Here is a 23,769-nt window from a genome sequence, read left to right on the forward strand (position 1 = left end):
CCTATCAAACCTCGAGAGCGAGCTGATAGGTCTTTAAACGCTTCTTCTCTTCTGCATCATCGTCAAGCGGTCGATTTAAACGTGCCGCCCAATAATGGCTATTAAAGACTGAAAAATAATCTGACATTATTTCAGCCCCTTTTTGATCCCCAGCTAGTTTTAACATTTCCGCAGCAACTTCAGCCGTACACAATTGACCAGCAACAGGGGCCTTACGCAACTTATACTGAGAGGTTGAAGTTACTTGGGGTTGGATAACAGGAAGGTGGTCTAAATAACGGCTATGCCTAAACATACGCCTAGCTTGACGCCAAGTACCATCAAGGATGATGAAAACCGGCTTTTTCCCGGGCTTGAGCTCAAAATCTACCATCCTATCCTGATAGTCATCGCCCTCAGGAAAAACAATATAAGGGTCTATAGCCTCATGATTTATTGCCTCAAGCAACTGCTGGCTAGGCTCAGTCCTTGACCATTTAAATCGCTGCGTGTCGGCAATACAGTCCTCAATAAGACGGCCCGTATTTGTTGGCTTAAATGTTTCATCATGATGCATGAGTAAGTAAAAACTCGCTAACGCATCATGCTGAAGTTTGTAATCACAAATGCATGCACGGGCAGACAACAGACACGACTCACAACGCTGAGTTTTAGACCCACGCGCAATAAAAGGTTTTGATTCGATCATTGTAGAGTTTGAGGCTGATTAGAGGATTGAAACAATTCTGCTGCAACACCCCAGTCTAGACCTACAGCACCACGGTGTAATAGGTGAAAGATCTGATGCAGTTCCTGGTAGTTTAAAACACTAACGGCAATAGGTTCATCACTGCCAGAAAAGAACAACAATTTATATTGCCCCTCATGATGACTAATATCCAAACGACTAAGTAGAAATGCACTTTCAGCAATAACTTTTGTATTTTCACGCTGAACCTGGAGCGCTTGCTGAGCATCTTCGTGATGAAACTGAGCCATGTGCGTTTTTTGCTGTACTGGGGCATCAGCAATTTCGCTAACAGTCTTTTCTAGCAAGCCCTGAGCAGCATCAAGCAAACGCAAGACGAGTTTTCGAGTTAGCCAGAAATCAATTCTTTGCTGACCATTACTTAGATTGCCTACCAGTAAAATGCGATCTTCAAGCTGATCGTAGTTAAAAGTAAAAGCAGCAATATTTAACATCTAACGACCTATTTGATCTGCAAGACTAAAAGTTAATCATATAATCCTAGCCAGATAATTTGTCCAAGCTAAGCTTTTGAATACAATTAAAAATTGTCAGCTACCATTGAATAAAGTAAGTTGTATTTTAACAACTATTTGAGAAGGACTGTATGCCTCCTGTTTCTGAACAATCAACAAGCTATGTAATTCCAGCACGCCCTGAAGTACTTATCGGTATTACTGAGGCCCTGAGACAGCCGGATCCCGACATCAAAGGGATATGTAATTTAATTAAACAGGATGTAGCTTTATATAGCTCTGTTATAGCAACAGTTAATTCATCTTATTTCGGCATACGTACCGAGATATCTTCTGTAGAACGTGCAGTAGCACTTTTAGGCATTAAGCGCGTATTCAATATTGTACAACTTGCAGCATTAAAAAATAGCCTTTCAGCAGTAGGCCCAATGGAACGCTTTTGGGACACTGCAACAGAAGTAGCTCGAATTACTGCAGCTTTGGCAAACCAGTTTACAAATCTAGATCCAGATGAAACATATACACTAGGCATGTTACACGACAGCGGCATCCCTCTGTTAATGCAAGCTAAACCAGAGTTCAAAGACAAACTAAGAGAACTGAATGGCGCAAGTTTGACAGAGCTTAATGAGCAAGAGATTGCTCTATATGGCGTGAGCCATTATCAATTAAGCGCTGAACTGGCTAGAAAATGGAATATAGGCGAATCAACTGCCGAAGCTATCAGCAGACAGCCTTATTACGAACAAACCTTCAAAGAGCCTGCTGATGAGAAAGAAGAGATGCGCTTAAAACTATGCATGCTTCTTTTAGCACGAGATATCAGCGATGCTTACCGCCATTTCTGGCGCATACCTGATCCAAAAGAAGACACTCTCAAGATAATGCCTATCTTAAAATTCCTTGGAATCAGCGATTTCGACTATGCCGATCTCAAAGAAGACATAGTTAATACGCTAAGCCTTCAACAGTAACTTTTTAGCTAGTTGCTAGTTGCTAGTTGCTAGTTGCTAGTTGCTAGTTGCTAGTTGCTAGTTGCTAGTTGCTAGTTGCTAGTTGCTAGTTGCTAGTTGCTAGAAAGGGTATGTGGATTAAGCCGAGTGTAAATACTTCGTTCAGTATTGTTTTGCTTTCGTTAGCCCAACACGAAAAAACCCCGATCACAGCGTGACCGGGGTTTTCTCTTAATTAAATGCTTGGCGATGACCTACTCTCACATGGGGAAGCCCCACACTACCATCGGCGATGTTGCGTTTCACGTCTGAGTTCGGGATGGATTCAGGTGGTTCCACAACTCTATGGTCGCCAAGCAAAACTGTTACAACTTAGATCTGATTCTTCTTTTATTTGATCTAGATAGTTCTTCGACTGTAGCTTAACTACGCGCTAATTCGTTACTCTCTATCGTCTTACATATCTTACAAGTCACTTGCCAAACGCCTTGGGCGTTATATGGTCAAGCCTCACGGGCAATTAGTATTGGTTAGCTCAACGCCTCACAGCGCTTCCACACCCAACCTATCAACGTCGTAGTCTTCAACGGCCCTTTAGGGGAATCAAGTTCCCAGTGAGATCTCATCTTGAAGGAGGCTTCCCGCTTAGATGCTTTCAGCGGTTATCCCGTCCGAACGTAGCTACCCGGCAATGCAATTGGCATCACAACCGGTACACCAGAGGTTCGTTCACTCCGGTCCTCTCGTACTAGGAGCAACTCTTCTCAAATCTCAAACGCCCACGGCAGATAGGGACCGAACTGTCTCACGACGTTCTAAACCCAGCTCGCGTACCACTTTAAATGGCGAACAGCCATACCCTTGGGACCGGCTTCAGCCCCAGGATGTGATGAGCCGACATCGAGGTGCCAAACACCGCCGTCGATGTGAACTCTTGGGCGGTATCAGCCTGTTATCCCCGGAGTACCTTTTATCCGTTGAGCGATGGCCCTTCCATACAGAACCACCGGATCACTAGAACCTACTTTCGTACCTGCTCGACGTGTCTGTCTCGCAGTCAAGCACCCTTCTACTCTTGCGCTCATTGCATGATTTCCGACCATGCTGAGGGTACCTTCGTGCTCCTCCGTTACTCTTTGGGAGGAGACCGCCCCAGTCAAACTACCCACCACACAATGTCCCCGATCCCGCTTAGGGAACTGGGTTAGAACCTCAACATTACCAGGCTGGTATTTCAAAGGTGGCTCCACCCTATCTGGCGACAGGGTTTCAAAGCCTCCCAGCTATTCTACACAAGTAATGTCAAAGTCCACTGTGAAGCTGTAGTAAAGGTTCACGGGGTCTTTCCGTCTAGCCGCGGGTAAACTGCATCTTAACAGCTATTTCAATTTCACTGAGTCTCGGGTGGAGACAGTGTGGCCATCGTTACGCCATTCGTGCAGGTCGGAACTTACCCGACAAGGAATTTCGCTACCTTAGGACCGTTATAGTTACGGCCGCCGTTTACCGGGGCTTCGATCAAGAGCTTCGCGCAAGCGCTAACCCCATCAATTAACCTTCCGGCACCGGGCAGGCGTCACACCCTATACGTCCTCTTTCGAGTTTGCAGAGTGCTATGTTTTTAATAAACAGTCGCAGCCACCTGGTATCTTCGACCGGCCTCAGCTTAGGGAGCAAGTCCCATCACCAAAACCGGCGCACCTTCTCCCGAAGTTACGGTGCCATTTTGCCTAGTTCCTTCACCCGAGTTTTCTCATACGCCTTAGTATTCTCTACCTGACCACCTGTGTCGGTTTAGGGTACGGTTAGTCATAACCTGAAGCTTAGAGGATTTTCCTGGAAGCATGGCATCAACTACTTCAGTCCATAAAGGACCTCGTCATCGATTCTCGGTCTTAAAAGAGCCCGGATTTACCTAAGCTCTAAACCTACTATCTTAAACGCGGACAACCAACGCCGCGCTAGCCTAGCCTTCTCCGTCCCCCCATCGCAGTTATGAGCAGTACAGGAATATTAACCTGTTTCCCATCGGATACGCTCTTCAGCCTCTCCTTAGGGGCCGACTCACCCTACCTCGAATAGCGTTGGATAGGAACCCTTGGTCTTCCGGCGGGGAGGGTTTTCACCTCCCTTATCGTTACTCATGTCAGCATTCGCACTTCTGATACCTCCACGGTGCCTTACAGCTTCCGCTTCAACAGCTTACAGAACGCTCCTCTACCATGCACAAAGTGCATCCGTAGCTTCGGTGTTATGCTTAGCCCCGTTATATCTTCCGCGCGGGCCGACTCGACTAGTGAGCTATTACGCTTTCTTTAAAGGGTGGCTGCTTCTAAGCCAACCTCCTAGCTGTCTAAGCCTTCCCACATCGTTTCCCACTTAGCATAAACTTTGGGACCTTAGCTGACGGTCTGGGTTGTTTCCCTTTCCACGACGGACGTTAGCACCCGCCGTGTGTCTCCCGTGATTGAACTCATGGGTATTCGGAGTTTGCATCGGGTTGGTAAGTCGGGATGACCCCTAGCCGAAACAGTGCTCTACCCCCCATGGTTAGACACGAGGCACTACCTAAATAGTTTTCGAGGAGAACCAGCTATCTCCGAGTTTGATTAGCCTTTCACTCCTATCCACAAGTCATCCGCTGGCTTTTCAACGACAGTCGGTTCGGTCCTCCAATGCATGTTACTGCATCTTCAACCTGCCCATGGATAGATCACTCGGTTTCGGGTCTACTCCTAGCGACTGGACGCCCTATTAAGACTCGGTTTCCCTACGGCTCCGCAAATGCTTAACCTTGCCACTAAAAGTAAGTCGCTGACCCATTATACAAAAGGTACGCAGTCACCGTCCGAAAACGGCTCCCACTGCTTGTACGTACACGGTTTCAGGGTCTATTTCACTCCCCTCACAGGGGTTCTTTTCGCCTTTCCCTCACGGTACTGGTTCACTATCGGTCAGTCAGGAGTATTTAGCCTTGGAGGATGGTCCCCCCATATTCAGACAGCGTTTCACGTGTGCCGTCCTACTCGATTTCACTTTAAAAGACCTTTCACATACGGGGCTATCACCCACTATGGCCACACTTTCCAGAGTGTTCTGTTAAATCTAATAAAGCTTAAGGGCTGGTCCCCGTTCGCTCGCCGCTACTTAGGGAATCTCGGTTGATTTCTTTTCCTCTGGGTACTTAGATGTTTCAGTTCCCCAGGTTCGCCTCTAATAACCTATGTATTCAGTTAAAAGATACCTATAAATAGGTGGGTTTCCCCATTCGGAAATGTCCGGATCAAAGGTTGTTTACCACCTCCCCGAACCTTATCGCAGGTTACAACGTCCTTCATCGCCTCTGACTGCCAAGGCATCCACCGTGCACGCTTAGTCACTTGACCATATAACCCGAAGGCGTCTGGAATCACAGTAACTTGTATTGCTAGTAACGATAGATTTCGCCGAATTGGCGCATGCAGTAAAACTACATGTCTTAAATCTAAATCAAATGAATCAAATCCAAATTGTTAAAGAGCGTTTAAAGCAAAAAAGCTTTAAAAGATAATGTCAAAACCGACAATATGTTTTAAAACTCTTCCTTTCTCATCCACAAGGATGATGGTGGAGCTATGCGGGATCGAACCGCAGACCTCCTGCGTGCAAAGCAGGCGCTCTCCCAGCTGAGCTATAGCCCCAAGAAAAACAGTAAGGCTATTGATTGGTAGGCCTGAGTGGACTTGAACCACCGACCTCACCCTTATCAGGGGTGCGCTCTAACCAGCTGAGCTACAAGCCTACACCGTTGCTCTTAACTTCTCTGATCAGATAATTCGTGTGAACGCTTGCCGAGAATCGGCTTTCGTTTAAGGAGGTGATCCAGCCCCAGGTTCCCCTAGGGCTACCTTGTTACGACTTCACCCCAGTCATGAACCACACCGTGGTAACCGCCCTCCCGAAGGTTAAGCTAGCTACTTCTGGTGCAATCCACTCCCATGGTGTGACGGGCGGTGTGTACAAGGCCCGGGAACGTATTCACCGCGACATTCTGATTCGCGATTACTAGCGATTCCGACTTCATGGAGTCGAGTTGCAGACTCCAATCCGGACTACGACCGGTTTTCTGAGATTAGCTTACCCTCGCAGGTTCGCGGCCCTCTGTACCGGCCATTGTAGCACGTGTGTAGCCCAACTCGTAAGGGCCATGATGACTTGACGTCGTCCCCACCTTCCTCCGGTTTGTCACCGGCAGTCTCCTTAGAGTTCCCACCCGAAGTGCTGGCAAATAAGGACAAGGGTTGCGCTCGTTACGGGACTTAACCCAACATTTCACAACACGAGCTGACGACAGCCATGCAGCACCTGTCTCAGAGTTCCCGAAGGCACGAAACTATCTCTAGTAACTTCTCTGGATGTCAAGAGTTGGTAAGGTTCTTCGCGTTGCGTCGAATTAAACCACATGCTCCACCGCTTGTGCGGGCCCCCGTCAATTCATTTGAGTTTTAACCTTGCGGCCGTACTCCCCAGGCGGTCTACTTATCGCGTTAGCTGCGCCACTAAAAGATCAAGTCTCCCAACGGCTAGTAGACATCGTTTACGGCGTGGACTACCAGGGTATCTAATCCTGTTTGCTCCCCACGCTTTCGCACCTCAGTGTCAGTATCGGTCCAGGTAGTCGCCTTCGCCACTGGTGTTCCTTCCTATATCTACGCATTTCACCGCTACACAGGAAATTCCACTACCCTCTACCGTACTCTAGATTGGCAGTATCAGGTGCAGTTCCAAGGTTGAGCCCTGGGCTTTCACATCTGACTGACCAATCCACCTACGCGCGCTTTACGCCCAGTAATTCCGATTAACGCTCGCACCCTCCGTATTACCGCGGCTGCTGGCACGGAGTTAGCCGGTGCTTCTTCTGCAGTTAACGTCACAGCTAGCAGGTATTAACTACTAACCTTTCCTCACTGCTGAAAGTGCTTTACAACCCTAGGGCCTTCTTCACACACGCGGCATGGCTGCATCAGGCTTGCGCCCATTGTGCAATATTCCCCACTGCTGCCTCCCGTAGGAGTCTGGACCGTGTCTCAGTTCCAGTGTGGCTGATCATCCTCTCAGACCAGCTAGAGATCGTCGCCTTGGTGAGCCATTACCTCACCAACTAGCTAATCTCACGCAGGCTCATCCAATAGTGCAAGGTCCGAAGATCCCCTGCTTTCCCCCGTAGGGCGTATGCGGTATTAGACCAAATTTCTCTGGCTTATCCCCCGCTACTGGGTAGATTCCTACGCGTTACTCACCCGTCCGCCACTCGTCATCAACTAGCAAGCTAGTCATGTTACCGTTCGACTTGCATGTGTTAGGCCTGCCGCCAGCGTTCAATCTGAGCCATGATCAAACTCTTCAGTTTAAATCATTTGTGTTACCAGGAATGTGGTAACGGGCTCTAGTACTAAACAACCGGATAACATTCTTAAGAACGTTAAACCTTTGTAAATCGCTTTAAATGAATTCACTTGGTTGCTTGTCTAGAAAAAGTTTGCTTCTTCTCAACAAGCGCCCACACGAATTATCTGATCAAATTGTTAAAGAGCGTTGCTTTTTTGACGCTCAACACCACGTGCTGTTCGTCTCAAGCGAGGCGCATATTCTACTGCGCGCTCATTCAAAGTCAACCGTTTATTTTGCAATTTTGTAAAAAGTTTTTACTCAGCAACCGGACTTTGAATCCTGCTCCGTAAGCAATCTTAAAAACCAATGTTTTCAACCACTTACCAAGCACCTCACTCAGCTCTGCAGCCCCTTAAAAAGCGGCCTCCCTAAGCAAGGACGGCGAATTCTACAGACATCTGAAAAAGGGTCAACACCCAATCTTAAAAAAAGTGTAAAAAGTTGTAAAAAACTTACAAAACACCCCGAATCGATCAAAGACCAACCAACGGCGTATAAATACTAGTCAACAGATACAAAAAAGGCGTTGAGTTTTTACTTCAGCGCCTTCTGTTTAGTGCATTTAGTCTGGTGTACTGAAATGCTGGATATCTACCTGCTGTATTTCTCCAACATCAATACTTTCAGAAAAAAAGTTAGTCGCAACTCGAGCAAACCTTAAAGGATCATCTGTAACTAGAAACTCAACTTCGCCTTTTTTCGATGAGACATTTAGCAATCTTGATTTTGCTAATGTTTTCTCAACGGCATTTGCCGTAGTTTCTGCAGAATCAACTAAAGTAACCTCTTCACCCATCACAGCAGAAATACTCGATTTTAAAGCTGGAAAATGGGTACAGCCTAAAACAAGAGTATCAATTTCACCTAAGCCTCTATGTTTAAGTGGTTGAAGGCACCTATCAACAATCTGTTCAACTAACTCACCTTCATGCCAACCTTCCTCCGCCAAAGCTACAAATAAGGAACAAGCTTCTGCAGACACCGATGCTTCAGGATTCAGTTTAAGAATTGCGTTCTGATAGGCTTGGTTATTAACTGTACTCTCTGTTGCGATAACACCTATATTGTTATTACGAGTTACTTTACAACCGGCTTCAGCTCCTGGACCTACTACACCCATAACAGCAAGCTGCGGAAAAATGGCTTGTAACGGCTCAACAGCAACCGCTGAAGCAGTATTACAAGCAATCACTAATAGTTTTATTTTACGCTCTACCAACGCGGTAGCTGCTTGTTCTGCATATCGGGTCACTGATACAGCACTTTTAGTACCATAAGGAACCCGTGCAGTGTCACCTAGATAGAGAAGGTTCTCTGAAGGTAAACGTTGTCTAAGCGCATTTAGTACAGTCAGTCCACCTACACCTGAATCAAATACGCCTATAGGAAGGCTAGAACTGTCGCTCATTTTTTGTACTTAGCTTTTTTCTTTTTATTAGCTTTTTTCAACTGCTTTACGTGATCACGGAAACGCTCTTTTTTAGCCAATTGCCGACTACTCAGCAGATTCTGCTTTCCTTCAAAGGGGTTTTCACTCGACTTGAATTCAAAACGAATAGGCGTGCCTTTAATACCCAAAACTTTGATGAATTTATTTTCTAAGTATCGTTTATAAGAACCTGGTAGAGATTTTGTCTGATTACCGTGAATTACGATCACTGGTGGGTTAGAGCCACCTTGGTGCGCATAACGTAATTTAATGCGGCGACCTTTAACCATTGGAGGTTGGTGGTCAGCTACCACATCTTCTAGTAGTCGAGTTAACTTACTCGTTGACCACTTCGCCATTGCATATTCATATGCTTCATCGACTGAGTCGTACATATTGCCGACATTACTTCCGTGCAATGCTGAGATAAAATGCATTTCCGCAAAATCTGCAAACTCTAGCTTTCTTTCAATTTGCTCTTTTACTTTTGCTTTCTCTTCACCTGTCATGCCATCCCACTTGTTAAGTGCGATAACCATGGAACGACCGCTATCGATGACAAAGCTGAGCATGTGCATATCTTGCTCAGTAACCCCTTCTCGAGCATCAATCACAAACACAACGACATGAGTATCATTAACCGCTTGTAGTGTCTTAACGATAGAGAACTTCTCTGCCGCCTCAGTAATATTTTTACGGCGACGCACACCTGCCGTATCAATTAGGGTGTAGTTTTTCTCATCCCTTATATATGGGATATAAACACTATCACGTGTTGTACCAGCCTTATCAAACACGACAACACGATCTTCACCTAGCATACGGTTTACCAAAGTAGATTTACCCACATTTGGACGACCAACTACCGCGATCTTAATACTCTTATCAACTTCATCCATGGTTTCTTGCGTTTCTTCCTCTACTTCAGGAAGCTCTTCAAGAACCATCTCGATCAATTGAGTTACACCACGACCATGCGATGCAGCTATAGGGAATGGCTGACCAAAACCTAATTCATAGAAATCAGCAACAACTACATCGGGGTTTAAACCATCAGTTTTATTAACAACAAGATAGAATGGTTTATTACTGCGACGAAGGTAATTCGCAATCATTTCATCAGCAGGGTTAATACCAGCTCGGCCATCTACGATAAATAGCACCACATCCGCTTCTTCGACTGCCTGAAGCGACTGTTTTGCCATTTCATAATCAATACCTTGTTCATCACCGGTAATACCCCCGGTGTCCACAACAATATAATCCTGTTCTTCATTTGCCAATCGACCTTCACCGTATTTCCTATCACGGGTCAAACCTGGCAAATCAGCAACCAAGGCATCTCGAGAACGAGTAAGACGATTAAACAATGTAGATTTGCCGACATTTGGTCGACCAACTAGCGCAATTACCGGTAGCATTTTACTCACTCCTGCTTTAAGTGCAGGTAAAAACAAAAACGGCGGCTATCTGCTCAGCAAATAGCCGCCTGAAAATTTATAATCTAATTACTTCAAACTTAGGGCAGCTAATCGACCACCATTAGTCAACACGTAAAGAACATCATCTTTCACGACCATATCACCATAGACACCTGATGAGTCTAGTTTATGACGCGCAATAAAGCGGCCATCGATCTGTGATAGGAAGTGGATGTACCCTTGACGATCAGCCACTGCAATTTCAGAACCTAAAGAAACAGGTGCAGTGATGCTTCGATATTTAAGCTTAGTTTGACGCCATACACTAGCGCTACTTCCTCTATCAAAGGCCTGTACAGAATCATCAGCTTCACTTACGTAGATATTACCAAAGCCTTCAGCCATTGAACGGTAGCTTGATACATCCTGCGCCCATACAACCTGAGCTCTATATGGATTAATAGCTACTAAACGTCCCTGATAACTCGTAACGTATAACACGCCATCAACAAGCAATGGACGACCATCAATATCGACCATACGTTCTAATTCAGAACGGCCTTGCGGAAGCGCGACACGGTTTCCCCAAACAGGGACACCTTTTTGGTTATCTAATGCAACCAGCTTACCACTCGCCAAACCAGCAAAAGTCACATCGCTAGCTACGATTGGCGTACTTGTACCACGTAGAGTAAGCCTTGGCACTTGGCTATCGTAAACCCAACGCTTTTCGCCAGTACTCGCCTCAAACGCTACGATTTTACCGTTGATCAGCTGAATAACTGCTAGCTCGGCATTAAACTGAGTCGCTGATGTTGCTTCCGAACTAACTTTACCACGCCATAGCTCATTACCATTATCTGCAGCAAGAACGATCACCTCACCCTCTTCAGTAGTAACAGCCACTTTACCGAATCCAGCACCTACGCCACCAACAATCGACTGCTCTAGTTCAACGGTCCAGCGTTTTTTACCTGTTTCTAAATCAAAGGCTATAACAGAACCATCTGCATCCGCTGCAAAAATAGCATCATGATCGATAGCTGGTTTAAATTGATGGTATTTCCCCTTCATACCGGAGCCAGCAGAAGTCGACCAAAGTACAGATACTTTTTTCTCTGCGTGAAATGACTCTAATGGCGTCGGTTGAACCTCTTCCCCGTCATCACCCCAGAAACCGCAACCGCTTACAACAGCTGCTAACAGACCAACAGCCGTTACACGAACAAGGCTCTTCATTTAGCTATCCTCAGATGCCAAGTCATTAAGTTTCATTTCCAGAATAGGTCGAGAACCTTCTTGACCCGCCGCTGCAACTGCAATTTTGTATGCTGCACGAGCTTTATCTGCATCACCTTGTTGCAAATACAGATCACCTTTCAGTTCTTCAATTGCAACTTTGTAACCACCCACTGGCACACTACCAATAAGCGTCAGTGCTGTATCTACTTCACCTTGAGCAGCAAGAATGCGTGCTTTACGTAAGTTAGCCAAAATAAACATAGATTCTGTTGGCTGGTTTTTAAGCAACCACTCCAACTCTGCTAGCGCTTTTGGTAACTCATTATTATCTGCAGCAACACGCGCCATAATTAGCGCTGCATAATTAGCATATGCAGTGCCTTCATAGTCATCTTTTAGCTCCTGACTTAAGTGAGCCGCGGTCGCCATTTGCGCTTCATCTTGTTGAGGCCCAACCGCACCTACAACTGCTTCTAGAAGGTTTTGATACAGGATAGATGCATTTTCAGCTTTAGCAGCTTGTTGATCCTGCCAGCCTTTCCATCCCAATACAGCAGCCAATGCTACAGCAATACCTAAAATCAGAGATTTGCCGTTTTCATCCCACCAGCTTTTAAGTGCCTGGACCTGCTCTTCTTCGGTGCGTAACTCTGCCACCTTTAACTCCTGTATCTAATAAACTTTTACGATCGTAATTTTACTAATCAGACTTATCTTACACTGCTGATTTTATCGATAACTTGATCTTCATTAAGATCGAATGAAGGCTCTTTATCATACCAAATTGTGCCAGAAAGCTGCTGATTATCGTTTGCTTTAAGCAACAGGACAATAGGCGCACCCGTTTGCTGTGCTTTTTGACTGATATTTTTTAAACCGCCGCAGTGAATACGAACCCTTAGACCTGGGAATTGATCACGTAACTTATCTGCGAATAATACGATTCGCGATTGAATACCTTTCACTTCAGCTGCCACATAAAGATCAAAAGGCTGCTTCACACTCTCAGGAATCAGATCTAATGTTTCCAACATTAGAATCAGGCGTTCAACACCCATTGCAAAACCTACTGCAGGTGTTGGACGCCCACCAAGCTGTTTAACCAAGCCATCATATCGACCACCTGCACATACTGTTCCTTGAGCACCTAATTTCTCAGTCACCCACTCAAAAACTGTTTTGCAGTAATAATCGAGACCACGCACTAGACGGGGATTAATCTCATAGGCGATACCTGCCTCATCTAACATTGCAGTCAATTCAGCAAAGTGCGTTTTCGACTCTTCATCAAGATAATCAGTCAGCACTGGGGCTTCATCAAGTAACGCCTGTGTATTCTGATCTTTACTATCTAGAATACGTAGAGGATTGGAATCAAGACGACGCAGACTGTCTTCATCTAACTGATCCTTTCTCTTCTCTAAGTATTCTACAAGTGCAGCTTTGTATTCCGCTCTTGCCTCATTACTACCTAGAGAATTTAACTGGAGCGTTACTGAATCGAGAAGACCTAGGCGTTTCCATAGACGCGCACTTAGCATGATAACTTCTGCGTCAATGTCAGAAGACGCCATACCAAAAGTTTCTACACCAATTTGATGGAACTGACGATAACGACCTTTCTGAGGACGTTCATAACGGAACATCGGACCTTGGTACCAAAAACGCTGCATCTGGTTGAATAGCAAACCATGCTCTTCCGCTGCACGAACACAGCTCGCAGTTCCCTCTGGACGTAAGGTCAAGCTCTCACCATTACGATCATCAAAGGTGTACATCTCTTTCTCAACGATATCAGTAACTTCACCGATAGAACGCTTAAAAAGATTTGTCTGTTCAACAACCGGCATACGGATCTCACTGTATCCGTATGCTGATAAAACGTCTTTAACTGTCTGTTCTAGATACTGCCATACTGGCGTCTGTTCAGGCAGGATATCATTCATCCCGCGAATGGCTTTAATCTTGGCCAAAACGAAAACCTTAATTCAAATTATTCTGCCACCGGAAGGGTCAAGCGGACAATATTCTTACGTGTATGAGGATCTAGGTTAAGCACCTTACCGTTATAGCTAACACTTGATACAGCATCTGCAGCCCCAATCAAAATATTCAATGGAGGCTTACCCGTCACATTAAGACTTTGCCCTTTACCTCTTAAGTTATTAAACAGAGTTTTGCCATTAGCATCTTTGATAGTCACCCAACACTCTGCAATAAAAGAAGCGCTAAAATCAACTTCATTTAGATCAGCCACAGAAGGCGCAGGAGCAGGTTCTGAGTCAGGCGCAGCTTCAGTTTCTTGTGTTTGCGCTTCATTTTGCTCAATCGCCGTTTGCAATTGTTTTATCTCCACATCAGTCAGATACTGAGGTTCGGCTTCAGGCTGACTCTCAGGAGACACTTCTTTAAGTGATTCAGATACAGGCTGGTCATCTATCTTTGGCAATACGAGCTTTGCTGTACCACCTTCTATTGCTACTACCACATCTTCTGTCTGTGTAGCTAATGGCTCTACTTGCGCGGTTTTTTCTTCAGTAACAGCTAAATCTAAAGATCCACCATGCTGGGTCTGCCACCACCAAACGACCAATCCCATTAAAGCAGCTACGATTATCCAGGTTGAGACTTTCATCACGGGGTGATTCATTTCAACTTGCTGGCGAACGCGACTGACTGGACGAATTTGGCCTTTACCTCCTTCACCATGAATCGTTTCAAACTCAGAAACAAGCTGATCATCATCTAGGTGAAGTAGTTTTGCATATGCACGAATATAGCCTTTAGCAAAAACTAGGCTTGGTAAGCCTTCTAAACTACAAGCTTCTAATTGATCGATATAGTATGCAGGCAAATTCAGATCTGTCGCCACCTGCTCAATGCTTAAGGATAGATTTTCACGCGCTGTGGTTAAACGTGCACCCCACTCTTCTGCCAATACTTCAGGCAAACATTCTTGCTGTTCTGTGCTCAACGAGTGGACTCCTTATATTCCTGATACTCTTTAGATTCAGGAAATAAATTCTTCAATATCAAAGCGTATGTTGCTGCTCTGGATGCATTACGTTCTTCTCTTGCTAAACGAATACCAACCCAAAGGCTTTTAGCGTAATGTTCAACTCTACGGCTTTCAACAAGTGCTAAGAATTTTTGAAACTGCTTATCCGCTTCTGGATAGTTACCTTCAGCAAGCAATATTTCAGACAACTCAACCATAGACACCGGTCTATTAGCCGTCACCTGAAGAGCACGCTGGAAAGCATGCTTAGCCGCATCTTCTCGATTTAGATGCCGATAACAACGACCTAAATTTTCAAATGCTTGGGAGCGACGATTATAAAAAGGATCTTCTGTCGCTCGCGCTAAGGCTTTACACGCCTCTTCGTAACGCCCTTTTGCAAACAAAAACGCGCCAAAATTATTGTGCATCATTGCGGATGAAGGCTCAAGTGCCGCTGCTCTACGAAAATATTTTTCTGCTAAAGCATCATCACCTTCAATTTGGAACGCCAATGCTATGCCATTATGAGCTTCAGCATAACTTGACTGTATTTCGATAGCTCTTTGAAAAGAAGTTTTCGCATTTGAAGTATCGCCTGATTGAAGGTATTGAAACCCTAAGCGAGTATAAGCTTCATGAGCCTGATTTTTTTCACTATTAGTTGAGGAGCCTTTTGTTGCACACCCTGCAATGACTAGCACCATAAAAAAAGCGAGTACCAGTTTGATTCCTCTCACGCGCTATCCCTCTTATTGCGTATTTTGCGACACCTGCTGTTCTTCTTGGACAACAGGAATATATTTTTGACTGCGTCGGGTCTTATCTGCTACTTGCCCCACTAACTGCCCGCAGGCTGCATCGATCTCATCACCACGTGTACGTCGTACTGTCGTTACAATTCCACCATGAACGATTACTTCTTTAAATGCCAGAATTCTTTCTTCTGATGGACGCTCATAACCCGAATTTGGGAATGGATTAAATGGAATCAGGTTTAGCTTAGATGGCATCTTACGCAGAATTTTTAATAACTGCTTTGCATGTTCTGGCTTATCATTCACACCGTTTATCAAAGTATATTCAACAGTGATAACACGCTTATCATTTAAGTTTTCAAGGTAACGGTTACACGCAGCCACTAATTCTTTGATTGGATAACGGCGGTTAATCGGAACCAAAATATCTCGCAGATCATCATTTGGCGCATGAAGGGACACAGCCAAAGAAACATCCGTTACGTCTTTTAACTTATCAATAGCTGGAACAACACCTGCTGTTGATAACGTTACTCGACGCTTAGAAAGACAATAAGCATTATCTTCCATCATCAATGTCATCGCATCGACAACATTTTCAAAATTCATCAAGGGCTCGCCCATACCCATCATTACAACATTGGACACCACTCGTTGAGAGGTTGTGTTGTAATCACCATAAGAGCGAATCGCAATCCGAAGCTGTCCGATAATCTCTGCCGCTGTCAGATTACTGTTAAAACCTTGCTTACCGGTGGAGCAGAAACTGCAATCAAGAGAACAGCCTACTTGCGAGGAAACACAAAGAGTTTTGCGCTCACCATCAGGTATAAGTACGGCCTCAACACTTGAACCACCATCCGTGCGGATAACCCACTTACGGGTTCCATCTTTAGAAGTCTTTTCCATGATGACTTCAGGCTCACGAATTTCAGCAACCTCCGCCAATTTTTGGCGCAAAGATTTGCTGATATTTGTCATCTCTTCAAAATCAGATGCACCTAGCTGATGAATCCATTTCAGCACTTGGGTTGCACGGAATTTCTTCTCTCCGATTTCCTCAAAGAAAGCTTCCATCTTTGCAGGGGACAAACCGAGTAAATTAACTTTTTTAGTGGATTCAGTCATGGATGACAGGTACTCATATTTTGTAACAAAGGCAGGCTGCCTATAAAAAGTCTAGATTACAGACAGCCCAAACGGCAATTACTTACCGAAGAAGTATGCGATTTCGCGCTCAGCAGAAGCTGGAGAGTCAGAACCGTGTACAGCGTTAGCGTCGATAGACTGTGCAAAATCACGACGGATAGTGCCTTCAGCTGCTTCTTGTGGGTTAGTTGCGCCCATAAGTTCACGGTTTAGAGCGATTGCATTTTCGCCTTCTAGAACCTGAACAACTACAGGACCAGAAGTCATGAATTCAACTAGATCACCAAAGAATGGACGCTCTTTGTGCTCAGCGTAGAAACCTTCAGCTTCTTCTTTAGAAAGCTGTTTTAGTTTCATCTCAACGATTTTAAGGCCGTTAGACTCGAAACGAGAAACGATTTTACCGATTACATTTTTAGCAACAGCATCAGGCTTGATGATAGAGAACGTACGTTCTAGAGCCATTGTTTTAACTCCCAAAATTAAAATAAAAAGAAATATCTAAAAACCAGCACAACAATATCTAAGCACAATTAAACAGAAATCATGCATAAACTTAGATAGCTGAAAATAGGCTTTTAGATAGCCCCTCGAAATCAGCGCGCAATTATACGCCACTCTTATGACAGAAGACAGTAGCTAATATTAGCCTCCATAACCAAACAAACCCGGCAAGCCGGGTTTGTTTTAAAGGACAAATGGAATTAATCCATTTCCTCTATCCAAGCCATTTGAATCCCTTCCAGAATTTTCTCGCCACAACGATCTGGATCATCATCAAATTCTTCTAGATCCATAACTTTCTGATACAGATCCGGGAAGCTAATTACCATTGGGTCCTGATCTGGATACTTTTCAGATAACTCAATAGCGATATCTAGAACATCTGTCCATCTAAGACTCACAACCAGCTCCTCAGTGTCGCTCTGACACTTGGTTAATTGTGTACTTTGGAATTTCAACAACCAAATCTTCTTCAGCAACTACAGCCTGACAGCTTAAACGAGACTCAGGCTCTAAACCCCAAGCCTTATCAAGCATATCATCTTCAAGCTCATCGGATTCTTCCATAGAATCAAAGCCTTCACGCACAACAACGTGACAGGTAGTACACGCGCAAGACTTTTCGCACGCATGCTCAATATGGATGCCATTCGCAAGCGCCGCATCGCAAACCGTTACGCCAGGTTCAGCTTCGATCACTTTACCCTCTGGACATAACTCATCATGTGGCAGAAAAATAATCTGCGGCATTACTCACTCTCCCCAAGTTCATCAACACTATGCCCCTGCAGCGCCTGTTGAATATTATAATCCATACGGCGTGCGGCATATTCATCAGATGCTTTTGATAAAGCAGAGATCCCCTGCTCAATCGCACTTACATCACTACCCTGGCGTATATTTACCAGAGTTTCTATTTCATTTTCTAACTGAGATCGTTCACCTTCACTCAGTAACTTGTCACCATCTGCAGCTAGCGCATCTTTCAAAGACACTATCAATCGATCAGCTTCCACCTGCTGCTCTCTCAATGCACGCGCATCTTTATCTTCCGCCGCATTGAGATAAGATGATTTCAGCATCTCGGCAATTTCACTATCACCAAGACCATAAGAAGGTTTTACCTGAATACTACTTTCCACACCTGAGGTTAGCTCTTTCGCTTCAACACCGAGCAAACCATCAGCATCAACCTGGAATGTCACGCGAATTTTAGCCGCACCCGCCGCCATCGGAGGGATTCCTCGCAAGACAAAACGCGCAAGCGAGCGACAATCTTGAACCAATTCACGCTCACCTTGAACAACATGAATCGCCATAGCCGTTTGGCCATCTTGGTAAGTAGTGAATTCTTGCGCACGCGCGACTGGGATTGAAGTATTCCTGTGAATAACTTTTTCAGTGAGGCCACCCATCGTTTCAAGACCCAACGATAGCGGAATCACATCCAGCAACAACATATCACTATCTGGCTTATTACCAGCTAGCACATCAGCCTGAATTGAAGCTCCGATAGCAACAACACGATCCGGATCGATATTGATATGAGGCTCACGACCAAAGAATTTCTGAACCTGTTCACGCACTAGGGGTACACGAGTCGAACCACCCACCATAACTACTTCAAGCACTTCATCTGCTGCAACACCTGCATCCTTCAAAGCACGGCGACAAGCACGAGTTGTACGTTTTACTAATGGCTCGATTAGAGAATCAAAATCTTCGCGCGTAACAACCAGTTCATGACACTCAGAACTTAGTTCTAAAACAACGCTAACTTGAGACTTATCTGTTAGAAGCTCTTTAGTTTCTTTAGCTTTCTCTGTCAGGTAACGAGACGCATGACTATCGATTTGCTCAAGCTGAAGCCGCTCCGTAAACCACTGCGCCAGCGCTAAATCAAGATCATCACCACCTAAAGCACTATCACCGCCAGTAGACAATACTTCAAAAACACCTTTATTCAGACGCAAAATCGAGATATCAAAAGTACCACCGCCGAGATCATAGACAGCAATAACACCTTCTTTACCTTCATCCAAGCCATAAGCTACTGCAGCTGCAGTCGGCTCATTAAGCAAACGAAGTACTTTGATATTGGCAATTTTAGCGGCGTCTTTTGTAGCTTGGCGCTGAGCATCATCAAAGTAAGCCGGAACTGTAATAACCGCACCAACCAACTCACCACCCAGTGCTTCTTCAGCACGCTCGACCAAACTGCTTAGGATATCTGCCGAAACTTGAACAGGACTTTTATTACCTGCAGCCGTGCGAATATAAGGCATGCCCCCACCTTCAGCCTCAAAGTGATAAGGAGCCTCATCACCTAGCGCTTTAACATCAGCAACACCACGCCCCATAAGACGCTTTGCAGAAATAATGGTGTTGTATGGATCTTCGGATGCATGCGATCGAGCCTCTCGGCCTACCTGAGAGTTACCACAAGGAAGATAACGCACAACGGAAGGTAATAAGTGCTCACCATCAAGATCAGGTAAAGTAACCGCTTCACCACTCTTTACCGATGCCACTAGAGAGTTGGTCGTACCTAAATCAATACCTACAGCCAACTTGTGCTGATGTGGAGCTTCACTCTGCCCCGGTTCTGCTATCTGTAATAGCGCCATATATTTGCGTCAGCCATCCAACCGATCTTCAAGACGCTCGATCTCGACTATCAGTTTTTCTAAAAATTGCATTTTGCGCACAATGACAGCAGCAGTATCTAACTGCTCTGACTGATAACACTGTGCAAACTGTTCCCGTAACTGTTCCAACGACTCAGTTACATCGTCCTGCAGAGACTCAAGCTCATCAAATGGATCGTCCTGATCTGGAATCTCTTCCAGCTGCTCGCGAAGCTCCATCTGCTGCATCAAAAACATGGGATCAATAGCAGTAGAGGACTCACTAATTGTATCAATGCCCTGCAATGACAGCAGATATTGAGCACGTAGCAAAGGTGAGCGCAATGTAGCAACCACTTCATTTAGATGCGCCATATACTGAACAGCTAAGCGTTGTTCGCGCTCAGATTTGTGCGCATAGCGATCTGGGTGAAGTGTTTTTTGCAGTTCACGGGATAGATCAGACAAGACTGCCTGATCTACATGAAATGATATCGGCAGGCCGATAAAATCAAAATAATTCTTATTGATATCCATCGTTCTGCCAAGAAGAATTAGACGTTAAAGCTTTCGCCGCAACCACATTCGCTAGAGACATTAGGGTTATTAAACTTAAACCCTTCATTAAGTCCCTCTTTAACAAAATCCAGCTCAGTACCATCAAGATACAATAGACTCTTTGGATCTATCACAATCTTAACGTCTTGCGGGCCCTTGAAAATTTCATCTTCAGAATTTACTTCATCAACGAATTCAAGAACATAAGCCATACCGGAACAACCTGAAGTACGCACACCCAAGCGAATACCTTCGCCGTGGCCGCGTTTCTCTAGGTAGCGCGCAACATGATCTGCTGCAGCATCAGTCATGGTAATTGCCATAAACGTCTAGCTCTCCCAACAAATAAGTCGAGTCTTATTTGTCTTGTTTTTCTTTGTAGTCTGCAACAGCAGCTTTAATTGCATCTTCAGCCAATACTGAACAGTGAATTTTCACTGGTGGTAACGCTAGTTCTTCAGCGATAGCTGTATTTTTAAGCTCAGCCGCCTCTTCAAGAGACATGCCTTTAACCCACTCAGTTACTAGCGAGCTTGATGCAATTGCAGAACCGCAACCGTAAGTTTTGAATTTAGCATCTTCAATAATGCCTTCATCACTTACCTTAATCTGCAGACGCATAACATCACCACAAGCAGGCGCTCCAACCATACCTGTACCAACGTTACCATCTTTATCATTCATTTTGCCGACATTACGAGGGTTCTCGTAATGATCAATAACTTTCTCACTATAAGCCATGACGACCTCCAAATAGTCTTAGTGCCAGATCAGTGATGTACCCACTCAACCTTGCTCAGATCGACACCGTCTTTAAACATATCCCACAGAGGTGAGAGCTCACGCAATTTGCTAACTGCATCTTGAATTTGAGCAGCTGCATAATCCACTTCTTCTTCAGTAGTAAAACGACCAAATGAGAAACGAATAGAACTGTGTGCTAGCTCATCATTCAAACCTAATGCACGTAGTACATAAGAAGGCTCTAAGCTAGCAGATGTACAAGCCGAACCAGATGAGACCGCTAAATCTTTTAGCGACATCAACAAAGATTCACCTTCCACAAAAGCAAAACTGATATTTAGGTTACCTGGTATACGCTGCTCTTTAGAACCATTTAGGTAAACCTCTTCCATTTCACCCATTCCTGCCAAGAAGCGATCACGTAACGCGATGATATGCGCAGTATCTTTCGCAAGCTCTTCTTTACATATACGAGCTGCCTCACCCATACCTACAATCTGATGAGTTGGTAGAGTACCCGAACGCATACCACGCTCATGGCCGCCACCATGAATCTGAGCTTCTAGGCGTACACGAGGCTTACGACGAACAAATAGAGCACCAATACCCTTAGGACCGTACATCTTGTGTGCAGAGATAGATAATAGATCAACCTTAGCTTTACCTAAATCAATCTCAATTTTGCCCGCACTCTGAGCAGCATCAACGTGGAAGATAATACCTTTAGAACGAGTAAGCTCACCAATCGCTTCGATATCAGTGATCGTGCCTACTTCGTTGTTAACATGCATTAGCGAGATAACGATAGTATCTTCACGAATCGCTTCAGCTACTGCTTGCGGCTCAATCAAACCATCAGAGTTTGGCGTTAGGTAAGTAATTTCGAAACCTTCGCGCTCTAATTGACGGCAAGTATCCAAAACGGCTTTATGTTCAATTTTGGACGTAATGATGTGCTTACCTTTCTTCTGATAGAAATGAGCAGCACCTTTAATAGCTAAGTTATTAGACTCAGTTGCACCTGAAGTCCAAACGATCTCACGTGGGTCAGCGTTAATAAGATCAGCAACCTGACGGCGAGCAGATTCAACCGCTTCTTCCGCCTTCCAGCCGAAGAGATGTGAGCGTGAAGCTGGATTACCAAAATTGCCATCCATTGTAAGGCATTCAGTCATTTTTTCAGCAACCCTAGGATCAACTGGGGTAGTTGCAGAATAATCCAGATAAATCGGTGTTTTCATTCATTCTCTCCAAGCGAGTTTAAACGATCGCTTTTTCACTGCAGTTCAAGTTCTCCGCGCCAATCAAAACCTGGTCCATCTGGATTCGGTCCTGACGCTCAGATGTAACCTGAACATCTTTTCTTACAACTAGGTCAGCCAACGTAATTCCACTTAAGAAAGCGTGAATTTGGTCGCTCAAGTCGCACCAAAGGTGATGGGTAAGGCACGTTTCCCCGCCCTGACAGTCACCTTGGCGATTACATCCAGTTGCATCTACTGATTCATTCACAGCATCAATCACTTGTGCAACGTTGATGCCTGCTTGCTCACGATTTAGTTGATAACCACCACCAGGCCCACGAACACTACGTACTAGTTCGTTGCGACGCAGCTTAGCAAAAAGCTGTTCTAGGTATGACAATGAAATGCCCTGTCTTTCAGAGATATCAGCCAAACTAATCGGCCCTTTACCTTCATGAAGAGCCAGATCCAGCATCGCTGTAACGGCATATCGCCCTTTAGTTGTTAATCGCATAATTCCCGCCTTCACGCGCAATAGCATTTGCGCGGCATTATGCAATACCCGACTAAAAAGGTCAACTAAATACCCTACCATTATTGTAGGTCTTTATATTCTTTATCGCGCGAATTCTAACACGAAATATTCACAACCGAACGCTTAAGGATCAATCTTTAGCATTAGAATTCTTTTGTGTAGCCGTCAAAATCCCTCTCAATACGTTAACTTCTACTTTATCCGGCATAGCCCGTAGATACAGTCTCCGCAGTCTTGGCATTAATTGACGAGGGTTTTCAGGGTCTAAGAAATCGATATCAACAAGCGTCTCCTCTAGATGCTTGAACAAACGCTCAAGATCAGCACTATCAGCAAGCTCGATATCCCAATCCGTTCCCCATTGCGGCTTATGCTGTTCATTCTCTTGGGCATAAATAGAAGCCATGCGTAATTCATAGGAAATCACCTGCACTGCTGCCGCAAGATTCAATGAACTAAAATCAGGATTTGAAGGTATATGTACGTGATACTGACAGAGGTGTAGCTCTTCATTGGTCAAGCCACGATCTTCACGACCAAAAACAATCGCAATTTTCTTATCCTCTGCAATTGGCTGAACAATCGCCGCTAACTCGCGCGGATCAACCACCGGCCAAGGAATATGACGCCCCCTAGCACTGGTTCCAACTACGATCTGGCAATCTGCAATCGCTTCTTCAAGCGTGTCATGAATGACAGCACCCTCAAGCAAATCAGTGGCCCCTGCCGCTCTTGAATCCGCATTCACATGAGGAAACTTTTTAGGCGCTACTAGATGCAACTCTCCCAAAGCCATATTTTTCATAGCCCTCGCCACTCCACCAATATTACCTGGATGAGTTGTATTAACGAGAACAATGCGAATATTTGCAGACATAGACCTTGCCACCACAATAAATGAAGGCGCGTATTCTAACAGAGCTGCAAACAATTGAGCCACTTATTCACAGCATCCCCTATCCTCAGGTATAATA

At 44.9% G+C, this 23,769-nt stretch carries 21 protein-coding genes, 2 tRNA genes and 3 rRNA genes; 1 reads left to right on the plus strand and 25 read right to left on the minus strand.

All coding sequences use genetic code 11. The features are described from left to right. Positions 1-4 precede the first annotated feature (4 nt). On the minus strand, positions 5-688 hold the full coding sequence (locus tag ACMXYO_RS13350) for a tRNA-uridine aminocarboxypropyltransferase (RefSeq protein WP_415885587.1): 684 nt from the start codon (positions 686-688) through the stop codon (positions 5-7). Continuing rightward, positions 685-1,182: a hypothetical protein gene (locus tag ACMXYO_RS13355; protein ID WP_415885588.1), complete on the minus strand. Its 498-nt coding sequence runs from the start codon at positions 1,180-1,182 to the stop codon at positions 685-687. Before ACMXYO_RS13355 ends, ACMXYO_RS13350 begins: the two co-directional genes overlap by 4 nt. Positions 1,183-1,334: 152 nt before the next feature. Between ACMXYO_RS13355 and ACMXYO_RS13360 the strand changes: the two genes are divergently transcribed. Next, positions 1,335-2,177, plus strand: coding sequence for an HDOD domain-containing protein (locus tag ACMXYO_RS13360; protein ID WP_415885589.1), 843 nt, complete (start codon positions 1,335-1,337; stop codon positions 2,175-2,177). A 220-nt stretch (positions 2,178-2,397) separates the two neighbouring features. On the opposite strand, the gene rrf is transcribed toward ACMXYO_RS13360, so the two are convergent. The 23 genes from rrf to trmJ form a co-directional block, all read right to left on the minus strand. Further along, positions 2,398-2,513: ribosomal RNA gene (gene rrf, locus ACMXYO_RS13365) — 5S ribosomal RNA — on the minus strand. A 142-nt stretch (positions 2,514-2,655) separates the two neighbouring features. Beyond that, a 23S ribosomal RNA gene (locus tag ACMXYO_RS13370) occupies positions 2,656-5,542 on the minus strand. 218 nt (positions 5,543-5,760) lie between these two features. Continuing rightward, positions 5,761-5,836: transfer RNA gene (locus tag ACMXYO_RS13375), tRNA-Ala, on the minus strand. A 24-nt stretch (positions 5,837-5,860) separates the two neighbouring features. Continuing rightward, positions 5,861-5,937: transfer RNA gene (locus ACMXYO_RS13380), tRNA-Ile, on the minus strand. Between the two features lie 68 nt (positions 5,938-6,005). Beyond that, positions 6,006-7,545, minus strand: a 16S ribosomal RNA gene (locus tag ACMXYO_RS13385). The 16S, 23S and 5S rRNA genes sit together here with 2 tRNA genes alongside, the layout of an rRNA operon. 603 nt (positions 7,546-8,148) lie before the next feature. Next, a complete protein-coding gene (gene murI / locus ACMXYO_RS13390) occupies positions 8,149-8,994 on the minus strand; it encodes a glutamate racemase (protein WP_415885591.1) in 846 nt (281 codons plus the stop codon). Next, on the minus strand, positions 8,991-10,436 hold the full coding sequence (der, locus tag ACMXYO_RS13395; protein ID WP_415885592.1) for a ribosome biogenesis GTPase Der: 1,446 nt from the start codon (positions 10,434-10,436) through the stop codon (positions 8,991-8,993). The genes murI and der overlap by 4 nt, the downstream gene beginning before the upstream one ends. Before the next feature lie 87 nt (positions 10,437-10,523). Continuing rightward, positions 10,524-11,675: an outer membrane protein assembly factor BamB gene (gene bamB / locus ACMXYO_RS13400; RefSeq protein ID WP_415885593.1), complete on the minus strand. Its 1,152-nt coding sequence runs from the start codon at positions 11,673-11,675 to the stop codon at positions 10,524-10,526. Continuing rightward, positions 11,676-12,335, minus strand: a complete 660-nt coding sequence (locus ACMXYO_RS13405; RefSeq protein ID WP_415885594.1) for a YfgM family protein — start codon at positions 12,333-12,335, stop codon at positions 11,676-11,678. 53 nt (positions 12,336-12,388) lie between these two features. Next, the gene (gene hisS, locus ACMXYO_RS13410; RefSeq protein ID WP_415888104.1) at positions 12,389-13,624 is read right to left on the minus strand and encodes a histidine--tRNA ligase; all 1,236 of its coding nucleotides are present in this window, start codon (positions 13,622-13,624) and stop codon (positions 12,389-12,391) included. 47 nt (positions 13,625-13,671) lie between these two features. Next, positions 13,672-14,652 (minus strand): RodZ domain-containing protein, encoded by a 981-nt coding sequence (locus ACMXYO_RS13415; RefSeq protein WP_415885595.1) that lies wholly within the window; start codon positions 14,650-14,652, stop codon positions 13,672-13,674. After that, positions 14,649-15,416 carry a type IV pilus biogenesis/stability protein PilW gene (pilW, locus tag ACMXYO_RS13420; protein WP_415885596.1) on the minus strand — a complete coding sequence of 256 codons (768 nt, stop codon included), beginning with the start codon at positions 15,414-15,416 and terminating at the stop codon, positions 14,649-14,651. The genes ACMXYO_RS13415 and pilW overlap by 4 nt, the downstream gene beginning before the upstream one ends. Positions 15,417-15,428: 12 nt before the next feature. Further along, the gene (rlmN, locus tag ACMXYO_RS13425; protein WP_415885597.1) at positions 15,429-16,562 is read right to left on the minus strand and encodes a 23S rRNA (adenine(2503)-C(2))-methyltransferase RlmN; all 1,134 of its coding nucleotides are present in this window, start codon (positions 16,560-16,562) and stop codon (positions 15,429-15,431) included. A gap of 78 nt (positions 16,563-16,640) precedes the next feature. Then, a complete protein-coding gene (gene ndk / locus ACMXYO_RS13430; protein WP_415885598.1) occupies positions 16,641-17,048 on the minus strand; it encodes a nucleoside-diphosphate kinase in 408 nt (135 codons plus the stop codon). A gap of 239 nt (positions 17,049-17,287) precedes the next feature. Continuing rightward, the gene (gene iscX / locus ACMXYO_RS13435; RefSeq protein ID WP_415882217.1) at positions 17,288-17,488 is read right to left on the minus strand and encodes a Fe-S cluster assembly protein IscX; all 201 of its coding nucleotides are present in this window, start codon (positions 17,486-17,488) and stop codon (positions 17,288-17,290) included. Positions 17,489-17,498: 10 nt separating this feature from the next. Then, a complete protein-coding gene (gene fdx / locus ACMXYO_RS13440; protein ID WP_415882218.1) occupies positions 17,499-17,837 on the minus strand; it encodes an ISC system 2Fe-2S type ferredoxin in 339 nt (112 codons plus the stop codon). Then, positions 17,837-19,714 (minus strand): Fe-S protein assembly chaperone HscA, encoded by a 1,878-nt coding sequence (gene hscA, locus ACMXYO_RS13445; protein ID WP_415885599.1) that lies wholly within the window; start codon positions 19,712-19,714, stop codon positions 17,837-17,839. The genes fdx and hscA overlap by 1 nt, the downstream gene beginning before the upstream one ends. A gap of 9 nt (positions 19,715-19,723) precedes the next feature. Beyond that, positions 19,724-20,251 (minus strand): Fe-S protein assembly co-chaperone HscB, encoded by a 528-nt coding sequence (gene hscB, locus ACMXYO_RS13450; RefSeq protein ID WP_415885600.1) that lies wholly within the window; start codon positions 20,249-20,251, stop codon positions 19,724-19,726. A 17-nt stretch (positions 20,252-20,268) separates the two neighbouring features. Next, positions 20,269-20,595, minus strand: a complete 327-nt coding sequence (gene iscA, locus ACMXYO_RS13455) for an iron-sulfur cluster assembly protein IscA (protein ID WP_415882221.1) — start codon at positions 20,593-20,595, stop codon at positions 20,269-20,271. Between the two features lie 34 nt (positions 20,596-20,629). Next, positions 20,630-21,013, minus strand: coding sequence for a Fe-S cluster assembly scaffold IscU (gene iscU / locus ACMXYO_RS13460; protein ID WP_415885601.1), 384 nt, complete (start codon positions 21,011-21,013; stop codon positions 20,630-20,632). A 29-nt stretch (positions 21,014-21,042) separates the two neighbouring features. Further along, positions 21,043-22,257 carry an IscS subfamily cysteine desulfurase gene (locus ACMXYO_RS13465; RefSeq protein WP_415885602.1) on the minus strand — a complete coding sequence of 405 codons (1,215 nt, stop codon included), beginning with the start codon at positions 22,255-22,257 and terminating at the stop codon, positions 21,043-21,045. 19 nt (positions 22,258-22,276) lie between these two features. Next, positions 22,277-22,774, minus strand: a complete 498-nt coding sequence (gene iscR / locus ACMXYO_RS13470; protein ID WP_415885603.1) for a Fe-S cluster assembly transcriptional regulator IscR — start codon at positions 22,772-22,774, stop codon at positions 22,277-22,279. A 151-nt stretch (positions 22,775-22,925) separates the two neighbouring features. Next, positions 22,926-23,672, minus strand: a complete 747-nt coding sequence (gene trmJ / locus ACMXYO_RS13475; protein ID WP_415885604.1) for a tRNA (cytosine(32)/uridine(32)-2'-O)-methyltransferase TrmJ — start codon at positions 23,670-23,672, stop codon at positions 22,926-22,928. Between the last annotated feature and the right edge of the window lie 97 nt (positions 23,673-23,769).

The sequence above is a fragment of the Neptuniibacter sp. QD37_6 genome (assembly GCF_047778085.1).
Classification (GTDB): domain Bacteria; phylum Pseudomonadota; class Gammaproteobacteria; order Pseudomonadales; family Balneatricaceae; genus Neptuniibacter.